This is a genomic window from Paenibacillus sp. T2-29, assembly GCF_052921365.1.
This window is the reverse complement of sequence record NZ_JBREVE010000016.1, coordinates 74,497-99,372: the sequence shown is the minus strand read 5'-3', so window position 1 is coordinate 99,372 and position 24,876 is coordinate 74,497. Positions and strand designations below refer to the sequence as shown.

1 protein-coding gene is annotated in these 24,876 nt (G+C 51.3%); it reads right to left on the bottom strand.

The window, feature by feature from the left end; all coding sequences use genetic code 11:
• On the bottom strand, positions 1-24,210 hold a 24,210-nt coding region (locus ACU1JV_RS26520), incomplete at its 3' end, for a non-ribosomal peptide synthase/polyketide synthase (protein ID WP_446724708.1).
• Positions 24,211-24,876 lie beyond the last annotated feature (666 nt).

Below are 24,876 nucleotides of genomic sequence, written 5' to 3'. Positions count from 1 at the left end.
CTTCTGCTCGGTCAGCGCCTGAATTTCATATAGCGGGAAGCTGTCATATACTCCCGAAGCCAGCGCTTGCTCCTGCGTGTTCCGCATGATGTCCACAAACGTGGCATTCCGCTCACTTTGAATCCGAACCGGAATCGTATTAATGAACAAACCGATCATATTTTCTACGCCAGCAATATCCGTCGGACGTCCAGATACGACACTGCCGAATACAACATCTTCATTGTTATTATATTGCTGCAAAATAACGCCCCACACGCTCTGCATCAGCGTATTGATCGTGACCTGCTGCTGCTTGGCAATCCGGTACATGGCTTCGCTCCACGTTGGATCCAGCTCCACCGTTATTTTTTCAGAAACATATTCACTGGTATCGCTTGTTGTCGTGGACAGAACACTTTCCCTGCTGTCTGCTACTTGGTCTTTCGATGCAGTATCCGATCCAGGCAGCAACGTCTGCTGTTCAAAGCCCGCCAAATAGTTGCTCCAATACTCTTTTGCCGCACGTTCGTCCTGATGCTCCAGCCATTCGATATATTGGCCATACGGTGTGATTGGAGCAAGCTCCGGCTGTTTCTGCTCCAGCAGCGCAAAGTACGTACCAAACACTTCCCCGGTAACGAGCGATAAGCACCAGCCGTCCATGATAATGTGATGGAAGCTCCAGACCCAGTGATACGTTTCTTCATCGGTCTGCCATACCTGTACGCGCATGAGTGCATCCGTACCGAGATCAAAGCCCCGAGCCTGATCCTCCTGCTTCAACGCCTGGATATACACCTGTTGTTCTGCTTTCCGCATTCCGCGTACATCCTTAAAGGAAAGGTCGCTATCTTTGTGACGGAACACCAGTTGCAATGGCTCCTGACCGTGTCCGGTCTCAAACCGATGGAAATTCGTCCGCAGCGCTTCATGACGCTGTGTCAGCAGATCTAGGCTCTTGCGGAAAACAGCAACATCGAAGCTGCCTTTTTGATCAAACGACGCTTGCTGGAAGTATGCGCCTGAGTCCGGCTCCATCAAGCTATGGAACAGCATCCCCTTCTGCATCGGAGAAAGAGCATACACATTTTCCAGTTCGCCTACAGTAGCCGTTTGCTCCGTCAATTGCTCCAGTTGTTCCAAGGACAAGCCTTTGAACAAGACATCGCTTGGCGTTAGTTCGCTCCGCTCTTGGGAGGCACAATGCTTGATTACTTCCTGCAAGCTTTCCCGTAGCAGCCGGGCAAACTTCTCTACATTTTGCTGATGATATACTTGGCTGTCATAACGAATTTCCAAGGTCAGCACGCCTGCTGTAATCATGCCGTTCACATTCAGCGGCTGCTCCAGCACGGTATAACCACTCATCGGCTCTCCGTCCGTATGCGAAGACAGCACGATGTCACTCTGTTCCAAATCCTGATCAAATTGTCCCAAATAGTTAAAGCTGATCTCAGGCTGCAGATTCAAGGAAGGATCGGCATTATCCGAAGACATATACTTCAAAATACCGTAGCCAATGCCCTTATGTGGCACATGACGCAGGTCCTCTTTGACCCGCTTGATGCGCTGCCCTACTTCTGCCTTTCCATCCACATCCAGTAGCACCGGATACTGACTCGTAAACCAGCCCACGGTACGTGAAATATCCACATCTGGAACAATAGCTTCCCGGCCATGTCCCTCCAGATTGACCAGCACACGCTTCTGCCCGCTCCAGTTGTACAATGCGCTGCCGAGTGCGGTTAACAGCAGATCATTGACCTCTGTATGGTACGCACGATGTGATTCCTGAAGCAGCAACCGGGTTTCCTGTTCGTTCCAAGCCACGGTCACCGTCTCACTATCTCTGACCCAAAAAGGCTGTCCTGCTGCTTTGTCTTGATCCTTAGGTAGCGATGCGACTGCCATGTGGGCAAGACGCTGCCAGTATTCGCGTTCGTTGTCGATGGCCGGACTATTGGCATATTGAGACAACCGCTCTGCCCAAGCGGAGAACGAATCCGTTTTATAAGGCAAGCGAATCGCTTCTCCCCGAACGGCCTGTTCATATCCAGTCGCAAAATCTTCAAACACAATCCGCCATGAGATCCCGTCTATGACCAAATGGTGAATGGCAATCAGTAAATGATCTCCATCCATGCAGCGGAAAAGTCCCAGCTTCACCAGCGGTCCTTCATCCAGACAAATGGAGCTTTGGATGGCATTGGCTTTCATCTCAATTGCGGCTGCCACCTCTGCCATGTTTTGCACCTTCGTCAAATCTACAACGTCCAGACTGTACAGCTCGCCTTCGTTCACACCGCGATTCCACGCTTCATAGCCCTGTTCGGTCTGACGGAAGACTATACGCAACGCATCATGATGCTCCGTCACCTGGGTCACCGTGCGATGCAATGCGCCTATGTCGAAGCCTTCTGCTCGATGCAGCATCACCGACTGGTTGAAATAGTGTGGCTCTGCTGATGCTTGTCCAAAGAACCACTGCTGGATCGGGGTCAGCTTGACGCTGCCCGAAACCTCGCCCTGATCGGCCGTACGACTAACTGGGTGTACATGACCGCTCAGCAGCGAAATGGACGGATATTGGAACAAATCCTTCATGTCCAGCTTGTAGCCCGCTTGCAGCAAGCGGGAGGATACCTGGATTGCTTTGATCGAATCGCCGCCCAGATCAAAGAAATTATCCAAAATCCCGATGTTCTTCGTTCCTAATACAGACTGCCAAATCGAAACCAACGTCTGCTCCAGTGCTGTGCGCGGCTCTACATAATCCGCTCCGCTTTGCAGACTGCCTTCCGGTGCCGGCAGGGCCTTACGGTCGATTTTACCGTTGGGTGTCAGCGGCATCTGCTCCAACTGAATGAAATATGAAGGCACCATGTAGTTTGGCAGCTCCTCACCCAGGAAGCTGCGCAGCTCCCCAGCGCTTACGTCTCTTTCAGCGACATAGTACGCCACCAGTTGGTTTTGCCCCTGCTCGTCCGCTTGGGCCAGTACGATGACCTCTTGCACGTCTTCCACTTTCAAGATTTGTGCCTCGACTTCACCCAGTTCGATCCGGTAGCCCCGGATTTTTACCTGATGGTCGATCCGGCCCAAATATTCAATGTTGCCGTCTGGCATCCATCTCGCCAAGTCCCCCGTACGGTACATTCGTTCATAGCCGGCTTCACCCGCCGCAAACGGGTTCGCTACAAATTTCTCCGCCGTCAGCTCTGGGCGATCCAGATAACCACGCGCCAGACCCGGACCGGACACGCACAGTTCACCTGCTACGCCGACCGGTGCCAAATGTCCATGCACATCCACCATGTATACCCGGTGATTCGGCACAGGACGTCCGATGGAAATGAGTTGTCCTGCCCGCTCATCCTCGGATACCGGCCAAATGGATGTTGCCACCGAGTTTTCGGTTGGACCATAGCCATTGTAATACGCCACCTGATCCTTCCACTTGTATACCAGCTCTGTGGAAGAGGCTGAACCCGCAGTGAACAGAATACGCAGGCTTGGCATCCGCTGCGGCTCCAGATACACCGCATAGGTCGGTGGCAAAGCGGCCACCGTAATGTGGTGATCCGCCATATATTGCTCAAACCGCTCGTAGTTCAAAATCGTCTCTGTTGTTGGCACGTATAACGTAGCCCCGCAGAACAGCGCTTGGAAGATTTCCCAGCAAGCTGCATCAAACGAATAGCTGGCGAACAGCAACGCATGATCCGACGTACGGATCTGAAGTGTCTGATCAAAATACGTTTTCAGATTGCACAGCCCGTGATGCTCCAGCATAACGCCCTTCGGCTGCCCGGTTGTACCCGACGTATAGATTACATACGCCAAATCGTTCGGACCAGACCACGGTTCCAGATTGGAACCATCCGCGTGGTACACGGTTTGTGCTCCATCCAATACCAGTACTTGACCATCGATAACTGCTTTGTCCATCAGATGACTTTGTGTTAACAGCAGCTTCGCACCCGAGTCGTCCAGCATATAGCGGATACGTTCCTCCGGATACGTCGGATCAATAGGGACATATGCGCCTCCAGCTTTCAAAATCCCGAAGATGCCCACGATCATATCCACCGAACGCTCGGTCATCAGACCCACCAGCCGATCCTTCGTCACGCCTTGACTGCGCAAGGTACGAGCCAATCGATTGGCGCGTTCATTCAGCTCGCGATAAGTCAGCTGCTCTCCTTCAAAGAACAAGGCTGTCTGCTCGGGCGTCTGCGCGGTTTGCGCCTCGAACAAGCCGTGAATCGTTTGCTCGCTTGCATAGGCTGCCGCTGTATTGCCCCACACCTCAACGATTTGCTTACGCTCCTGCATCGTAACCATGTCCAGTTCATGTACACGAATGTTCGGATTCGCTGTCACCTGCTCCAGTAGCTGCACCAGATGACCTCGAATTTGCTCGACACTTTCCCGTTCAAAGGCCAAGGCATTATAGCCAAAGCTCATGTGAATGGTGTTCCCCGGCAGTACTACCACGTTAAAGTCATAGTTGGTCTGCTCGACAGACTCGGCTCCTGTGATGGTGAAGCTGGACGCCTCACTACTACCTAATTGCTCTATTTGTTCCTCTACCGGATAGTTTTCAAAAATAAGAATATGATTGATCAAATCTTGCTTAAGCTCCGACAACCCCTGAATTTCATACAACGGATACGTATCATACACATGGGAAGCAATCGATTGCTCCTGGATGTGCTTCATCACGTCGGAGAATACGCTGTCCACCTGACTGCGGATACGCACCGGAATCGTATTGATAAACAGACCAATGATATGCTCCACATTCGGAATGTCTGCCGGACGTCCAGATACTACACTGCCAAACACGACATCATCGGTGCCATTATATTTTTGCAGTAAAAGGCCCCATACGGTTTGCATCAACGTATTGATGGTGACCTGATAACGCTTGGCTATGCGCTGAATACCAGCTGTGAGATCTGCGCCCAGATCAAAATCCAAACGCTCCGACTGATACCCCGTCTTACCCTGAATTTTTGCCTGTGGCAAGCGGGACTGCTCCTCATATCCATCCAGAACCTTGCTCCAGTAGCTCGATGCGGCCTGACGATCCTGCTGCTCCAGCCATTCGATATATTGACTGTACGGCGTTACAGGGGCCAGTTCCGGCTGTTTATGAGCCAGTATCGCAAAATAACTCGCAAACACTTCGTTGGTCACCAGCGACAAGCACCAGCCGTCCATCACGATATGATGGAAGCTCCATACAAAACGGTACGATTCCTCACCTGTGCGCAACACAGCCACACGCATCAAAACATCCTGCGCCAGATCAAAGCCTCTTTGCTTGTCTTGGCGCGTAAATTCGAGGATGTACTCGTTTTGCTGCTCGTCCTCCATGTCCCGCAGGTCCTCAACATACAATTCACTGCGCTTATTCCGGTACACGACCTGAAGCGGTTCATCCTTCCAGCCGCTGTAGAAGTTCGTACGCAGTACTGTATGCCGCTGCACCAAAACATCCAAACTGGCCGCAAAGGCAGCGATATTAAACTGTCCTCGCAGATCAAAGGAGGCCTGTTCAAAATACGCGCCCGATTGCGAATCCATCAGATTGTAAAAGAGCATGCCCTTCTGCATCGGCGTCAGTGCGTATACATTTTCCAGCTCACCGATACATGCCGCCTGTTCCGCGATCTGTTCCAGCTCTCCCGTCGTCAGACCTTTGAAGGATACATCACTTGGGGTAAGCTCTGGCCGCTCCTGAGCGACGCAATGCGTAATGACCTCTTGCAAAGCGGATTGCAGCAGACTCGCCACCCGTTCCAGCGTTTCCTTGCGATACTGCTTACGGCTGTAAGCGATCGTCAAACGCAGCGTGCCTTCCGAGATCATTGCGTTCAAATCCAGCGTGTACAGTAACGGTGAATGGGCATCCTCTGTTTCCCCTGCACGGTAGGAGGACAACGTGATTCCACTGTTTTGCAGATCTTGATCGACCTGACCCAAATAGTTAAAGCTGATTTCCGGTTCTGCTGCGATCGTGCCCACTTCATCTGCAGGCAACGCAGAGGACAGGTAACGCCAAGTGCCATAGGTCAGGCCTTTATGCGGAATACGCCGCAGGCCTTCCTTCGTTTCTTTAATCCGCTCTGCCAGTGTCATTTCCTTGCTGGTCTCCAGCAGCACTGGATACAAGCTCGTAAACCAGCCTACTGTACGTGTAATATCCACCTCTGGCAAGATCGCTTCCCGACCGTGTCCCTCCAGGTTCACCAGTACATGGCCTGCACCTGTCCAGTGGTGCACCGCGAGTCCCAGCGCGGTCAGCAGCAAATCATTAACCTCGGTGTTATAGGCGCGATGGGCCTGCTTCAGCAGTTGCTGGGTTTCAGCTTCAGTCCACTCCACCGTTAGCACTTCGCTGTCTGCATTCACGGAGCCCTCGTAGGCAAAATCCTTAGGTAGCGGTGCAGCTTCAGCTTTGACCTGTTCCAGCTGCTTCCAATAGACTTCATCCGATGCAGCCTCAGGACGGTTAGCATAAGAGGATAACTCCCGTGCCCACGTTTGGAAGGAATCTGTTTTATATGGCAATCGTACAGGCTTGCCCTGGATCGCCTGCTCGTAGCCTGTCGAGAAATCTTCAAACAGAATCCGCCACGACACCCCGTCCACCACCAAGTGGTGAATAGCGATCAGCAGATGGTCGCCCTCTGCTGTGCGGAACCATCCGAGTTTCACCAAAGGTCCTGCGAACAGGTCCATGCTGCTTTGGATTTCCGTTGCCTTCGCTTCCAACTCTTCCGCATAAGCGGCCCGTTCACGGTAATCCAAAGTTTCCAGTGTATATAACGTGCCTTCCTCTACATGGCGGGTCCAAGCCGTATAACCAGCGGAAGTCTGATGGAATACCGTACGCAGCGCATCATGATGCTTCACGAGGTGATCCATGGCTTGGCGAATTGCCATCTCCTCAAAGCCCTCCACGCGATAGAGCATGACCGCTTGATTAAAGTGCTGTGGACGCTCGCGCTCCTGCGCAAAGAACCAATGCTGGATCGGAAGTAGCGCCGTTTCCCCGCTGACTTCTTCCTGATCAGCCATACGACGGACCTCTTGCATATGCGGTGCCAGGGCTTCAACGGTTGGATACTGGAACAAATCCTTCATGTCCAGCTTATAGCCGGCCTGGAACGCACGGGAGGCGATTTGGATCGCCTTGATCGAATCACCGCCCAGGTCGAAGAAATTGTCCAGAATACCGACCGTCTGCAGCCCCAGTACCGACTCCCAGACGGCTACCAAAGCGCGTTCTTGCGCCGTACGCGGCTCGGCATAATCGACTCCGGTTTGCAGGCCGCCCTCTGGTGCAGGCAAGGCCTTGCGGTCGATTTTGCCATTCGGTGTCAGTGGCAGCTGTTCCAGTTGTACAAAGTAGGATGGCACCATGTAGCCTGGCAACTCCCGTCCCAGCTCACTTCTTAGCTTGCTGGCCTCGACTTCTTGTCCCGCGACATAGTAGGCCACCATGTGGTTTTGGCCCATTTCGTCCATACGGGCCACGACGACCGCTTCGCGTACCGATTCCACCTGGAGCAGCTGCGATTCGACCTCGCCCAGCTCAATCCGATAACCCCTGATTTTCACCTGATGATCGATCCGGCCCAGATATTCAATGTTGCCGTCCGGCATCCATCTCGCCAAATCGCCGGTGCGGTACATCCGTTCATAGCCTGCTTTGCCTCCGGCAAACGGGTTCTCTACAAATTTCTCGGCCGTCAGCTCCGGACGGTTCAGGTAACCTCTGGCTACGCCGACACCGCCGATGCACAGTTCCCCTGCCACACCAATCGGCTGCAATTGCTCCGTGCCTTCCTTCACGATATACAGACGGATATTTTGAATCGGTTTCCCGATCGGGATAACTGTATATTCCTCATCCGGCTCGCAATCAAAGTACGATACGTCCACCGTCGCTTCGGTTGGGCCGTACAGGTTGATCAGCTTCGCTCCGGTCAGGCTCGATACGAGCCGCTGGAACCTGGCCACATGCTGTGGCGGCAACGCTTCACCACTGGCAAAGACATGGCGCAGTGTGCCCAGCTTCGCTTGCATCACTTCCCGTGGCTGCTGCTCAACGTACTCCAGGAACGCATGCAGCATGGCTGGAACAAAGTGCATCGTGCTCACGCCATCGCGGGCAATCGTTTCGACGATATCTTCCGGGTTCTTTTCCCCGCCCACGGACAGCAGGCTTACCTTCGAGCCGACCATCGACCACCAGAACAGCTCCCACACCGACACGTCGAAGGTGAAGGCGGTCTTTTGCAGGATCGTATCTTCCGCACTCAAGCCGTACCGATCATGCATCCACAAAATCCGGTTCAGCACGGAATAGTGTTCCACCATCACGCCCTTCGGTTTTCCCGTGGAGCCAGAGGTATAAATGACATAGGCGACATGGTACGATCCAGCCAGTGGCTCCAGATTCGAGCCAACTTCGTGATAGATGTCCTCGTGATCCAGTATCAGCACCTGGCCGTCGAAACTCAGCGATGCTTGCTCCGCCAGATGCGATTGCGTCAGCACCAGCTTCGCGCCTGAGTCCTCCAGCATAAAGCGGATGCGGTCGGCCGGATATTCCGGATCAATCGGCACATAGGCTCCGCCTGCCTTCAGGATCGCATAGATGCCTACGATCATGTCCAGTGAACGGTGGACCAGAATGCCTACCGGCTGATCCGGTTCAACCCCTTCGGCACGCAAGGTGCGTGCGAGACGGTTGGCTCGCTCATTCAGCTCTGCGTAGGTCAACGATTCCGCTCCGCACAACACCGCCACTTGCTCCGGCGTGTTCGCTGCCTGCTGCTCGAATAATGCGCTTAGCGTTTGATCCTGCGGATAGGCTGCCGCCGTATCTCCCCACACCTGAACGATCTGTGTCTGCTCTTCCGGTGTCACCAATTCCAGCTCATTCACATGGATATGCGGATTGTCCACGATTTGTCCGATGACGTGGTTAATATGACCATAGATACGCTCCACTGCAGACCGGTTATACACCAGCGCATTGTATTCAAACAGGATAGAGATATCCTCATCAGGTACGACAATCAAATTAAAATCGTAGTTGGTTTGCTCTGCAAGTGCCACATTGGCAATAGAGAAGCCTGTTTGTGCCTTCGTCTCGCCGGAACCGCCCATCTGCTTCATCTGCTGCCCGATTGGGTAGTTTTCAAAGACCATGATGTGATGAATTAGGTCTTGTTTTTGTTCAGTCAGTGCCTGAATGTCGTACAGCGGGAACGTGTCATAGACACTGGAGGCCAAAGCCTGTTCCTGTGTACGCTGCAATACTTCAGCAAATGTAGCATCCGGTGCACTGCATATCCGTACCGGAATCGTGTTGATAAACAAACCGATCATGTTCTCTACGCCTGCAATTTCTGCCGGACGACCGGATACAACACTACCAAACACAACATCCTGATTATTATTGTATTTCTGTAAAATAACGCCCCAAACGCTCTGCAGCAATGTGTTAATCGTTACATGTTGTTGCTTGGCAATTCGGTTTAATGTGGCACTCCGTTCTTTACCCAACATAAATGGCAGCTTTTCCGAAACATAACCGGAATTTGAACTTCCACCGCTTCTGTCTGTATCTTCATCGCGTTCTACTACAGAAGCTTGCACGTTCTCACTAGGCAACAATGTTTGCTGCTCAAAACCTGCCAAATAGTCACTCCAATAACGGGTCGCTTCCCGTGCATCTTGATGTTCCAACCATTCGATATAGTCACTATACGGCTTGACAGGTGCGAGCTCTGGCTGCTTATTCTCCAGCAAGGCAACATATGCACCAAACACTTCGTCCGTCATCAGGGACAGGCACCAGCCGTCCATCACAATATGATGGAAGCTCCATACAAAACGGTATGAGCGATCACCCGTGCGGAAGACAGCTACGCGCATGAGCGCATCCTTGCTTAAATCAAAGCCTCGAGCTTTGTCCTGGGCCACAAATTCAGCTACAGCCTGTTCACACCCTCTGACATCCTCATAAAAGAAGCTCGGATTTTTATGACGATAGACAATCTGCAACGGTTGACCATGCCAGCCACTATAGAAATTCGTCCGTAATATCGCATGTCGACCAACCAGCAGCTTCAAGCTTTCCTCGAATATAGACGGTGCAAAGTAGCCCTCAAGATCAAAGGTCGCCTGCTCAAAATACACGCCTGTTTCTGCATTCATCAAACTGTGGAACAGCATACCCTTTTGCATTGGCGTTAGCGGGTACACATTTTCCAATTCCCCAAGCGTCTTTGTCTGCTCCTTAATCGTATCTAATTGCTCCAGGGTCAGACCTTTAAACAGTACATCACTTGGAGTCAATTCGGTCCGCTCCCGTGTGACACAATGCTCGATCATTTCAAGCAGATTGGATTTCAACAGATCAGCCAGCATCTGCACGGTGTCCTTACGGAAGGCTTTTCCGTTATACCGAATCTCCAGTTCCAGGATGCCGTTCGTTACGATTCCGCTCACTTCGAGCGCATATTTCATCTTCGTACGGTCACTAATGACCGATCCCATCGAGTAAGGAGACATACGGATATCGCTGTTTTGCAAGTCCTGATCAAACTGTCCGAGATAGTTAAAGCTTACTTGTGGCTCGGCAAAAGCTTGATGTTGACCAACGGCTTGACCAGATTCATTCAGATATCTCCAAATTCCATAGCCAATTCCTTTATTAGGAATATGACGTAGACTCTCTTTGACCTGTTTGATGCATTCCGACAAAGCGTGATCACGGCCGATGTCAAGCCATACCGGATATTGACTCGTAAACCAGCCTACTGTACGAGAAAGGTCCGTATCCGGCAAAATGTTCTCACGTCCGTGTCCCTCTAAATGAATCAGACTGCGTTCATGACCCGTCCACGTGTACAGCGTCATGCCCAATGCGGTCAGCAGCAGATCGTTCACTTCCGTGTTATACGCGCGATGTGCTTGCTTCAATAGTTTTTCTGTCTCTTCCTCCGTAAGCTGGAAGACCACTGTATCCGTGTCAGCTAGGGTAAACGGTTCAGCCTGCCCTTGATCCTCAGGCAAACGTACTTGGTCTAACAAAGCGGCTGCATTCCATTCTTCCCAGTAGGCGTGTTCACTTTCCATGGCTGCGCTATTCGCATAGGTGGAAAGTTTTTGTGACCAGGAACGGAATGATTCCGTTTTGTCTGGTAACTGGAGCGCCTCTTCACGGATGGCCTGTTCATAAGCTACAGCCAAATCCTCGAATAAAATACGCCATGATACCCCGTCCATGACCAAATGGTGAATCGCCATCAGGAGATGATCCCCATCTGCACAGTGGAACAAGCCAGCCTTTAACAGCGGCCCTTCTTGCAGTTGAATATTGCTTTGAATTTCACTGGCTTTCGTCTCAATTGCCGTGTTGAGCATGACTTCATCCGTCAAATTGCTAAAGTCCAGCACATCCAGGTGGTACAGCTCGCCTTCCTGTATTCCACGGTTCCATGCTTGGTAGCCTTGCTCGGTCTTGCTGAACACCATCCGCAGTGCATCATGGTGCGCTGCTAGTTTGCCAAGTGCCTGACGCAGAGCAGACTCATCAAACCCCTGCTCCCGGTGCAGCATAACCGCCTGATTAAAGTGATGCGCGTCTACTTGCTCCTGTGCAAAGAACCCGTGCTGGATCGGAAGCAATGCCGTTTGCCCGCTCACTTCTCCTTGATCTACCATGCGGCTTACCTCATGCATATGCAGTGCAAGTGTTGCGACGATGGGATAGCGGAACAAATCCTTCATGTCCAGCTTGTAGCCTGCCTGGAACGCACGCGACACGATTTTAATCGCCTTGATGGAATCGCCGCCCAGGTCAAAGAAATTGTCCAAAGTACCTACAGTTGGCACGCCCAGGACGGACTGCCAGATCGCTACGAGTGCTCGTTCCGTTACAGTGCGTGGCACTGCATAATCTGCACCGCTGTGCAGACTGCCTTCCGGTGCAGGCAGTGCCTTGCGGTCGATTTTACCGTTCGGTGTCAGCGGCATCTGCTCCAACCAGATGAAATACGACGGCATCATATAGCTTGGCAGCTCTTGTCCCAGCTCCTGCCTCAGCTCATTAGCTCCAAGCTCTTGACTCGCCACGTAGTACGCCACTAGCTGGGTTTGACCCGTTTCGTCCGTGCGGGCCATGATGACCGCTTCTTGTACGGACTCCACCTGCAACAGCTGCGATTCGATCTCGCCCAGTTCGATCCGGTAGCCTCTGATTTTCACTTGATGGTCCATCCGACCCAAATATTCAATGTTGCCATCCGGCATCCATCTTGCCAAATCGCCTGTACGATACATCCGCTCATGGTCTGCCTTGTCACCAGCAAACGGATTATTTACAAATTTCTCGGCCGTCAGTTCTTCACGTTTCCAATACCCACGGGCCAATCCTTCCCCGGCAATACATAACTCACCCGGCACACCGACTGGCTGCAACTCCCCATTCGCATTCATGATAAATATTTGGGTATTCGCGATAGGGCGTCCAATGTTAATTTGTTGAGCATGGGTCAGTTCCTGCACAGTCGACCAAACTGTCGTTTCTGTAGGTCCGTACATATTGTAAATACGGGGACCGTTTATTTCTTGCAGTGCTGCGAGCAGCTTGGACGGAAGGGCTTCGCCCCCGACCATAATTGCCTTCACGCCTTGCAGCGCGCGGGAGCCTGCTTCATGACCCAGCAGCATTTGCACCCGGGATGGTGTCATTTGCAACATCTCAATATGATGATGAGCAATCAAATCACCTAGTGCCTGAGGATTCACCTGATGCTGGCTGTCGCCAAGCACGACCGTCATGCCACCCAGCAGAGGCAAGATGGTTTCCAAGACAAAAATATCGAATGAAATGGTCGTCAGTGACAAAATGGTTTGGCTGGCTTCAAAGTCAATGACTTCGCGCATCCCTGTAATAAAATTGAGGACCGAGCGATGCTGGAGCATAACTCCTTTCGGATTTCCAGTCGAACCAGACGTATAGATGACGTATGCCAAATGTTCTGGCTGGGCAATTGTCTCCAGGTTGCCGTTCTCTCCCTGATACAATTCTTTATCTTCAAGAAATATTGCATTGGCGTGGCAATGATGCTCTTCCAACAGATCACGACTGGTCAGAAGCACTGTCGCCTCGCTATCTTCCAGCATGTATGCAATACGAGAGGACGGAAATTCGGGATCAATTGGCACATAAGCACCACCTGCTTTTAGAACGGCCAGCAGACCTACGATCATTTCCACTGAGCGATGCACCATCAGGCCGACCAGTTTGTCAGGTCCTACTCCCTGTGCTTGAAGTATGCGTGCCAATGAGTTGGCCCGTTCATTCAGTTCCCGATAAGTCAGACTCTGATGTCCAAACACCAATGCCACCTGATCTGGCGTATATTCTACCTGCTCCTCGAACAGCTGATGGATCGTCTGTTTGCATGGGAATGCACAAGCGGTGTCATTAAATGCCGTTGTAATCTGTTGTTTTTCCGCTGCTGTGAGTAGTTCCAGCTCTTCAACCCGAACATGCGGGTTGAGCGAAATTTGCTCCAGCAGACGTGCGAAATGCCCATATAGACGCTCAATACCTGCTTGATCAAAGCTGAGCGTGTTATACATAAAACGAATTTTAATGCCTTCTCCCGGCATAACGACGACGTTCAGATCGTAGTTGGTTTCCTCTGTAGACACCACATTCGAAATTGTGAAGGGCTCCTGTCCTTCACTGCCCAACTGCTCTACCTGTTGCTCCACCGGATAATTTTCAAAAATCATAATATGATTGATTAGATCCTGTTTCTGCTCGGCCAGCGCCTGAATTTCATACAGCGGGAACGCATCGTAGGCATTGGAAGCCAGCGCCTGCTGCTGGGTTCGTTTCATCAGCTCGACAAAGGTTTCGCCTTGTTCAGACTGCACACGCACTGGAATGGTATTAATAAATAGCCCGATCATGTGCTCTACACCTGGAATATCCCCTGGGCGACCAGACACAACGCTGCCGAACACGACATCCGAACTATTGTTATATTTTTGCAACAGAACGCCCCATACCGTCTGAATCAGCGTATTGATCGTGACCTGATTTTGTTTTGCCACCCGTTCGATCTGCGCAACCAACTCTGGCTGGAATTCGCAATCCAGATCTTCAGCGACATATTCCCCGGTGTGCATCGATTTCGGCTGTGCTTTTTGCTGCGGAAGCGTAATTTGCTGCTCATAGTCCGCCAGATACCCACGCCAGTATTGCAAGGCTGCCTCACGGTCCTGACGTTCCAGCCATTCGATAAAGCGACTGAACGGCGTGACAGGCTCCAGCGCTGGCTCATGACCCGCGCGCAGTGCCAGATAGCTGCCGAATACCTCCTGGGTCATAAAGGACAAGCACCAGCCATCCATCAAAATGTGATGGAAGCTCCAAATAAAGTGATACGTTTCATCCCCGGTTTGCAGGATGGAGATACGAAGGAGTGCATCCTCTGCGAGGTTGAATCCTTTTGCTTTATCCTCGATAACAAAAGCTTCCACCCGAGCTTCTCGTTCCTCTTTTTCTAGTCCGCGCAGGTCTTCATAGAACAACTCTCCGCTGCGATGGCGGAAAACGACCTGTACGGGCTCGTCCTTCCATGAGTTGATAAAGTTCGTCCGCAGGGCCTCATGACGCTGCACGAGTAGATCCAAGCTCTTGCCGAAAGTAACCACATCGAAGCGCCCATTCAACTCAAAGGATGCCTGCTCAAAATAAGCCGCCGAATTCTCATCCATCAGGCTGAAAAAGAGCATACCCTTTTGCATCGGTGTCAAAGCATACACATTTTCCAGCTCGCCCAGATCTCGCGTATCTTCCACCAATTGCTCCAGCTCGTCCAGCGTGACATGGTTTAACAGGACATCACTTGGGGTCAGCACTGTTCTTTCTTGGGCAATACAATGGCTAATCACCTCACGCAAGCTAGATGCCAGCAGCTCTCCCAGCCGTGCAATCGTTTCATGACGGAACTGCGTTGTGCCGTAACGAATCGTGAACATCAGCTCGCCATCTTCGATTACTCCATTGATATCCAGCGCAAAATCCATAGTCGCGTTCGTGCTGACAGGCACACCGATAGAATAGGCGGAAGGCTGTAGATCATTGCCTTTATAATCCTGATCGAATTGGCCCAAATAGTTAAAACTGATCTCAGGCTGAGCCTGTAACCGCACGCCTGCTTTCTCCAGCATATTCATATCTGACAGGTATCGTAAAATACCGTAGCCGATGCCTTTTTGCGGAATATGACGCAGCCCTTCCTTGATCTTTTTGATCAGACGAGCGGTATGTCCCCCTTGTCCCAAACTTCCATCCAGTACAACCGGGAACTGGCTCGTAAACCAGCCGACCGTGCGTGTAATATCCACATCCGGTACAATGGCTTCCCGTCCATGGCCCTCCAGATTGACCAGCACCCGTTCGGAACCAGACCAGTCATAGACTGCTTTTCCGAGCGCAGCCAGCAACAGGTCATTCATTTCCGTGTTGTACGCGCGATGAGCTTGTTTGAGCAGCTGCTCGGTTTCCTGCTTCGTCCAGCGGACCGTCACAACCTCACTGTCTCTAAGCAGAGCATTGTCATTTGCAAAATCCTTCGGCAAAGGCTTCGCAAGGCTAGCTTCTGCTTGTTCGATATGCTGCCAGTAAGCATGCTCCCGCTCCATCGTCGCACTGCTGGCATAGGCTGACAGCTGTTTGGCCCATACCTGGAATGAATCTGTTTTATGCGGCAGTCGGATGGCTGTGCCAGTTTGACCTGCAACAGCCTGCTCGTAACCGGATGCCAAATCCTCCAGTAAAATGCGCCACGATACACCGTCCACAACCAAATGATGAATGACGATTAATAAATGGTCGCCCTCAGCGCAGTGGAACAGACCGAGCTTCACAAGTGGACCCTCACTCAAATGAATGCTGGCTTGAATTTCACTCGCCTTGGCTTTAACAGCGGTGGTTTCATCTTCCACTCTGCTGAAATCTACAATATCCAGCGTGTATAGCTCGCCTTCCGCTACACTGCGGTTCCAAGCGACGTAGCCCTGCTCCGTCTCACGGAATACCGTGCGCAATGCGTCATGATGCTGGACCATACGGTCCATCGTACGGCGCAGCGCGTCGATATCAAAGCGCCCTGCTCGGTACAGCATCATCGCCTGGTTGCTGTGGTGCAGGTCAGCCGGCTGCTGCTCGAAGAACCATCGCTGAATAGGTGTCAGTTCCACCGGGCCTACTGCCTCTTCCTGACTGGCCATCTTGCCATCTGTACGAAGCAAAGGACTGAGTGCCGCTACCGTCGGATTACTGAAGAGATCCTTCATGTTCAATCGATAACCTGCTTGCAGCAATCGGGACGAGACTTGCAAGGCTTTGATCGAATCGCCACCCAGCTCAAAGAAGTTATCCTGCGTGCCTACGGCTTCCACGCCCAGTACTCCAGCCCATACCGCAGCCAGTACTTGCTCCACTGTGGTACGCGGGGCTACATAGGCTGCTCCCGTATAGATGCTGCCTTCCGGCTCCGGCAAGGCCTTGCGGTCGATTTTGCCGTTGCTGGTCAGCGGGATGGTCTCCAGTCGCATCAGGCGCGCAGGCACCATGTGTGCTGGCAGTCCGGCTTCCAGCTCGGTCTGTACTTCCTCCATCCGCAGCTCGGCTTCCCCCGTGATGTATCCACACAAATACTTGTGTCCACGCTCGTCCGTCCGGTCGATGACTACGGCTTGACGCACACCTGGCACCCGCTGGATCGCCGTTTCAATCTCGCCCAGCTCAATCCGGTATCCCCGGATTTTGACCTGGTAGTCCATCCGGCCGATAAAGTCCACATTACCGTCCGGCATCCATCGCGCCAAATCGCCTGTGCGATACAAACGTTCCCCCGGTACGTACGGGTTCGCTACGAATTTCTCGGCGGTCAGGTCCGCACGGTTCAGGTACCCCCGTGCCACGCCAGCACCGCCAATGCACAGCTCACCCAGTACACCGATCGGCACCGGATTCAGCTGGCTGTCCACGATGTAGAAGCGTGCGTTCAGCCATGCCTGGCCAATCGGCACATGGCCACTGCTTGGCAACTTCGACAGCTCTTCGTCGTAGAAGCTGGAGTCAATCGCCGCTTCCGTGACGCCGTAGCTGTTGATGATGCGGATATCTGCGCCAAACCGTTCTTGCAGCACCCGGTAGTCCGTCACGCTGCAGCTATCCGAGCTGGTGATCAGCAGTTCCATGCTGCTCATGTCCAGTCCCTGTTCATGCACATGCTGCATAAACGGTACGATCAAGGCCGGAGTCGATTCGAACACGGTAATCTGGTAATCACGAATCCATCCGTACAAACGGCTTGGATCAATGCGGTCGTCTTTCGGACAGATGACCATCGTGCCGCCGTTATAGAGCGTCCGCGCAATATCGCCAACGAACACGTCGAAAGAGAAGCTCGCCAGTTGCAGCAGTCGTACTGGGAACTGGTTCAGACGGTAATCCCGGCGATACGCCGCAGCCGTATTTACCAGGCTGCGATGTTCGATCATGACGCCTTTCGGACGTCCGGTTGTACCGGACGTATAGATCACATATGCCAAATCGTGTGGTTCATTGATAGGTTCAACATCCGTGGCATCCCCGGTGTACAGCGACTCATCGTCCAATGCCAATACGGTATGCAGACGCAGCCCTGTTGCTGGTTTGGATGCTTCTTCGCTGTCAGACTTCGAATCTAATTTCAAGCTTACGCCTTCACTCAGGCTGTCTCTTTCCATCGTTTCAGCGCCAGCCGCCGTTTCCCATTCACCCTCAGTCTGCCCTCCGACCAAGGCCTGCCGACTTGCCTCCAGCCAACCCTGTGCACGCTCTTGCAAACCGGTTTGCGTTAGCAGCACCGTCGCACCACTGTCCTCGAGCATAAAGCGAATCCGTTCGGACGGATAATCCGCATCCAGCGGCACATATGCGCCTCCTGCTTTCCAGACCGCCAATACGCCGACCAGCATGTCTACCGAGCGTTCGCTCAAAATACCCACAATGGACTCGCGTCCAATGCCCTCATTCCGCAATCTGCGAGCAAGCTGGTTTCCACGCTCGTTCAGCTCGCGGTACGTAAACTGCCGTTCCTCGTATACAACGGCCACGTGATCCGGCACAAGCTGTGCCTGTTCTTCCACATAGGCGTGGAACAACAAATTAGATTCTTTTTCATCAGTCCACGCAGCTACGCCTACTGATCCAAAACCATTGATGATTTTTGCTTTTTCCGCAGCAGTCACCAATTGAAGCTCATCCACCCGTGCATCTGGTCTGTGAATCGCTTCTTCAATCATATGCAGCAAATGCTCACGGATTTGCTCTACAGCTGCACGTTCCAACACCTTCGCGTTGTACTCCAAATGGAAATGAATTTCATCACCCGGCACAACCGTAATGTTGAAATCATAGTTCGTTTGCTCTGACATGGAAGCATTGGCAATCGTAAAGCCATTCGCGCCACGGCTACCCATCTGCTCCATACGCTGTTCCACCGGGTAGTTTTCAAACACCATAATATGATTCACTAGATCCTGTTTCTGCTCGGTCAGGGCCTGAATGTCATACAACGGATAGGTTTCGTAGGCACGGGAAGCCAGTGCCTGCTCTTGTATCTGCTTCATCAGCCCAGCAAATGTCATATCTTTCTCACTGTGAATCCGTACAGGAACCGTATTAATGAACAACCCAATCATTTTGTCTATGCCCGGAATATCTGCTGATCTACCAGATACGACACTGCCAAATACCACATCCCGGCTGTTGTTATACCGCTGCAGCACAACGCCCCACGCTGCTTGCAAAAGTGTGTTGACCGTCACTTGCTTCTGCTTAACCAGCTTGTTCATCCGCTCCGTCACTTCACGGCCCAGTGTAAACGAAAGCTTGTCCGCTTCATATGCTTTAGCGTGACCATCCAGCTGTTTGACCTGCGGCAATACCGTCTGCTGCTCAAAGCCCGCAAAATAATCACGCCAGAACCGTTCAGCCTCCGTCTTGTCCTGCCGATCCAGCCATTCAATGTATTCGCTGTATGGTGTTACCGGGGCAAGCTCCGGATTGCGGTCTTCGAGGATAGCAAAGTACGTATTAAATGCTTCCCCTACAACCAGGAACAAGCACCAGCCGTCCATCAAAATATGATGGAAGCTCCATACAAAACGGTACGACTCCTCGCCTGTACGTAAAATAGACACCCGCATCAGCTCGCCGGAGCTGAAATGAAAGCCTTCGGCTTTGTCGCGCTCAGCAAAATCAGCAATGTATGCGTCCTGCTCTTCTTGTCCCATCAAGCGTATATCTTCAAAACGGAACCCCGCATGTTTGTGTCGGTACACCACCTGTAAAGGCTGTTCATTCCAGCCGCTATAAAAATTCGTTCTGAATATTTGATGGCGCTCCACCAGTTGATTGAGGCTTTCGGCAAAAGCCTCCACTTGAAAGCTGCCTTGTAGATCAAATGTCGCCTGCTCAAAATATGCTCCGGATTGCGGCTCCATTAAGCCGTGGAACAGGATGCCTTTTTGCATGGGTGTTAACGAATAAATGTTTTCCAGTTCTCCCGCAGCAGCCGTCTGCTCTACAATATGATCCAGCTCTACAGCCGTCAGTCCTCGGAAGGACAAGTCGCTTGGGGTCAGCTCCGGCAGCTCTTTGCCCACACAGTCAGCCAATACCTCACGTAAACTCTCCTGAAGCAGATCAGCCAGCTTTTTGATTGATTTTTTCATGAACATATTGTTGCTGTAGGTGATCGCCAGTTCCAGTGCACCGTCCGTGATCATACCGTTGATATCCAGCGCATACCGCTTGGTCAACGTGTCACTCATGGAAGCTCCGATGGAATAAGGTGACATGCGGAAAGCATTATTTTTCAAATCCTGATCAAATTGTCCAAGATAGTTAAAGCTGATTTCCGGCTCGGCAACAAAAGCTGCTTTCCCTTCTCCGTCAGCAAGATATCTCAAAATCCCGTATCCAATCCCTTTATGCGGCAAACGGCGCAGCCCTTCCTTGACGTTCTTGACACGCTGTCCCACATTCCGGTCCTCGCCCATATCCAGGACAACTGGGAATTGGCTGGTAAACCAACCGACTGTGCGCGTAATATCCATATCCGGCAAAATGGCTTCCCGTCCGTGACCCTCCAAGTTTACAAGCACCTGACGGATGCCTGCCCACTCCTGAATGGCGATGCCCAGAGCTGTCAGCAGCAGGTCGTTTGCTTCTGTATTGTAGGCCCGATGAGCTTGTTTCAAGAATTGTTCCGTTTCTTCGACCGTCCACGCTACGGTCAGTGTTCGATCATCACGAAGCTGTGGCTTGGCCTGAGATTTACGAGTGTAATCCTTAGGCAATGCCTCTTGAGCAGCACCAGCTCGCTCCACCTGCTCCCAATGCGCACGTTCCTTCTCCAACGCGGCGCTGTTCGCATAAGCTGACAGCTGATCAGCCCACAGGCGGAAAGAATCCGTCTTATTCGGCAAGCGGACAGACTCGCCCCGTAAAGCCTGCTCATAGCCGGATGCCAGATCCTCCAGCAAAATACGCCATGATACGCTGTCGACCACCAAATGGTGGATTGTCACCAACAAATGGTCTCCATAAGTACAACGGAACAGAGCGAGCTTTACCAGCGGTCCTTCAGACAAGTTTATGTTGTTTTGAATTTCAGTTGCTTTCGTTTCAATCTTCGTGCTCAGGGTGACTTCATCCGTCAAATCCCTAAAGTCCAGCACGTCCAGATGATACAGCTCGCCTTCCTGTATTCCGCGATTCCACGCTTGGTAGCCTTGCTCGGTCTTCCTGAACACCATCCGCAGTGCATCGTGGTGCTCCGTCAACTGGATTAGCGCTTGATGCAAAGCAGCTTCGTCAAAGCCCTGCTCCCGGTGCAGCATAACCGCCTGATTAAAGTGATGCGCGTCCACTTGCTCCTGTTCAAAGAACCAATGATGGATCGGAAGCAATGCCGTTTCCCCGCTCACTTCTCCCTGATCTGCCATACGACTTGTCATAAGTGGTGCCAATGCTGCGATGGTTGGACACCGAAGCAGATCCTTCATATCCAGCTTGTAGCCTGCCTGGAACGCACGGGATACGATTTGAATCGCCTTGATCGAATCGCCGCCCAGGTCAAAGAAATTGTCCAAAATACCGACGGTTGGCACGCCCAGAACGGACTGCCAGATCGTTACGAGTGCCTGTTCCGGCGCGGTATGGGGCGCTTCATAATCCGCTCCGCTTTGCTGACTGCCTTCCGGTGCTGGCAGAGATTTGCGGTCGATTTTACCGTTCGGTGTCAGCGGCATCTGCTCCAACTGAATGAAATACGACGGCACCATATAGCTTGGTAGCTCCCGCCCCAGCTCACTTCTCAGTTTACTGGCTTCCATTGCTTGACTGGCCACATAGTATGCCACCATTTGTTTTTGGCCCGTTGTTTCGTCCACACGAGCCACGACGGCCGCTTCTCGTACCGACTCCACCTGCAATAGCTGCGATTCGATCTCGCCCAGTTCGATCCGGTAGCCCCGGATTTTCACCTGGTGATCCATCCGTCCCAAATATTCAATGTTGCCGTCCAGTGTCCATCTCGCCAAATCGCCTGTACGGTACATCCGTTCATAACCTGCTTTATCTCCGGCAAACGGATTATTTACAAATTTCTCTGCCGTCAGATCTTCCAGATTCCAATACCCACGGGCCAAGCCTTCCCCTGCTATACATAACTCGCCCGGCACACCGACTGGCTGCAATTCCCCACTCGCATTGATGATATATATTTGGGTATTCGCGATGGGACGTCCTATATTAATTTCTTGAGCATGAGTAAGTTCCTGTACGGTCGACCAAACCGTCGTTTCTGTAGGTCCATACATGTTATAAATACGGGGGCCATTTATTTCTTGCAGTGCTGCGAGCAGCTTGGAAGGAAGGGCTTCACCTCCCACCATGATTTCCTTTACGCCCCGCAGCGCGCGGGAACCAGCTTCATGATCCAGCAGCATCTGCAGCCGGGATGGTGTCATTTGCAACATCTCAATAGAATGATGGGTAATCAACTCACCAAGCGCCTGAGGATCCACTTGATGCTGGTGATCGCCAAGCACAACCGTCATTCCAGCCAATAGCGGTAAGATAGTTTCCAAGACGAAAATATCGAATGAAATGGTCGTGAGTGACAAAATGGTTTTACCAGCTTCAAAGTCAATGATTTCACGCATCCCGGTAATAAAGTTGAGTACCGAACGATGCTGGAGCATAACTCCTTTCGGATTACCAGTCGATCCAGAGGTATAGATGACGTAAGCCAACTGCTCTGGGTGAGAAATCACCTCCAGGTTGCTGCTGTCTCCCTGATACAATTCTGCATCCTCAAGAAACATGGTATTGGCCTGACAATGGTGCTCTTCTGCCAAATCACGACTGGTCAGAAGCACTGCAGCCTTGCTGTCTTCCAGCATGTATTCAATACGAGATGACGGAAATTCGGGATCAATCGGCACATAAGCACCGCCTGCTTTTAGAACAGCCAGCAAGCCTACGATCATTTCCACTGAGCGCTGCATCATCAGGCCGACCAGCTTGTCAGGTCCTACTCCCTGTGCTTGAAGCATTCGTGCCAATGAATTCGACCGTTCATTCAGTTCCCGATAAGTCAGACTCTGACTTCCAGACATAACCGCTGTCTGATCTGGTGTACATTCTGCCTGTTTCTTGAATAGCTCATGAATCCCCACATCGTCTGGAAAGGGAACTGTGGTCGCATTAAATACATTCATAATTTGTGCCCGCTCTTTGTCACTCATCAGTGACAACTCCTGAATCCGCTGCTGTGGCCCTTTCACCATATGCTCTACCACACTCAAAAATTGGTGAATCATTCGGGCGATTTCCTGCTCGCTGAACAGCTCGGTCCGATAATCCAGTTGCAATACAAGTTTATCGTCATCCAGCATGTCAATCATGGCAATATCAAAGTCACTCACCGTATCTCCGCAGAAATCGGTATGCACCTGCTGAACAGCTTCATCAAAACGAGAGAAGCTCAGCGTACGGTACTGAATGGTAACGCCAAACAGGCGGCCAATATCCGTGCCGCTTTGTTGTTCACGCAAATCCTGTATGATTTTGTTATACGGATAACGCTGATGCCGCAAAATGGACGACTGCTCCTTGCCAACACCCTGTAGGAAAGTAAGCAGCTCGGATTCCGGCTCAACTTGCAAACGTGTAGCCACAGTGCTAACGAACATGCCCATTGTATTTTTTTCCTTCTTCAACGTACGGTTAGCATACAATGTACCAACCGTTAAATCTTGTTCACCTGTCGTTTTATGTAAATAAATATACAGAGCAGCCAGAAAAAATGTAAAAATACTGATGTTATGCGCCTCGCAAAAAGCCGTGACACCACGATATAATTCGTGCTCCAGTGTATAGGTCTCCCGGCGTGCAGCCGTGCTTACTGTGAGCGGATTGTACAATTTTAAACCTGTAACCTCCGGCAAATTGGCAAATTTCTCCGTCCAGTACATCTTATCCTTTTGATAGCGTTCTGATTGCTCATAGCTTTGCTCTGTCTGAATAAAATCGAGATATGAGTTCGCTGGGACCGGCGCATCTGAACCTGTACCATGCACAATATTCATATAATTTCCCGTAATTTCATTAATGGCCTGCTCCATGGTAACGCCGTCAGAAATAATATGATGCATCTTGAAACTAAACCAGGTATCTTCTGCCCCCAGCTGCAAAATAACAAACCGATACAGCTGCGAATCCAGTAAGGGGAACGGCTGTGCGTTATGATGGCTAACCCATAGCTCAGCTTCCTCCTGGGTTACCTGAAGGGTTTCTATGCTTTGAGTAGCAAACGGCTCAACATATTGATAGGGAATGCCGTCCCGAACCGTGATTTTGATACGAAAAGAATCATTTCGTGCAATAACCCGGTTCATTGCCTGCTGCAATGCATCTATGCGAACCGTTCCCTTGATTTTAACAGTAGTAATAATCGTAGACGTGTTGCGATTGGGATACACAAGCTCCGTGTACCAAATACGTTGCTGTGGCTGGCTTAATGCAAACAATTGAACATCGTGCTGAGTCATACGTACCTCTCCTCGCAAAATAGATATGTGTAAAAGTAACTCTGCTAAAATGACCGCCCTTGGCAAGAAACGGTCATGCGATCCTTTTTTCCGGCATTGAATTACCAATGGAAGTCGGCAAAAGCGACCACTCCTGATATACCATTGAGATCTGAGTTCGCATACTTGTTGTAGCAGTTTGATGATCGTGCTTTTGCCGCCACGGCACGCGACGACAATCGTTACCGTTTCTCCTTCTGCTATCTGAAAGCTGGTTTCCTTCAGCCCCCCGGAGCTTCGAAGAGCTGATTTTAATCGAAATAAGCACATCTTCTTTTTCATCGCTCACACTTTCGCAGTGCAAGCTTTTTTTAGTTGGGCGGTCATGGTGAAAAAACTCTGACTCTGGATGTATGAATATGTGCATGGAATGGGAATATTTTCGAATTATGCTGTGAGTGCATCTTGGTGGTGGGTTGTAGAATGGTTGCCGCAATGTTAACAACGTAGTGTGTCGTGATGTGTGCTGTCTGAATCTTGGCTTGAGGGTATCGATGCTACGAGACGCATGAACTGCTGCAGCGTGATTAGGAGCGTAATTCTAGGCTGAAAGGAGCTAAAAATACTCACGACTGCGCTTATGACTTCCTGATTTTGTACATGGATGAATTACAGTACTTCTTCCGG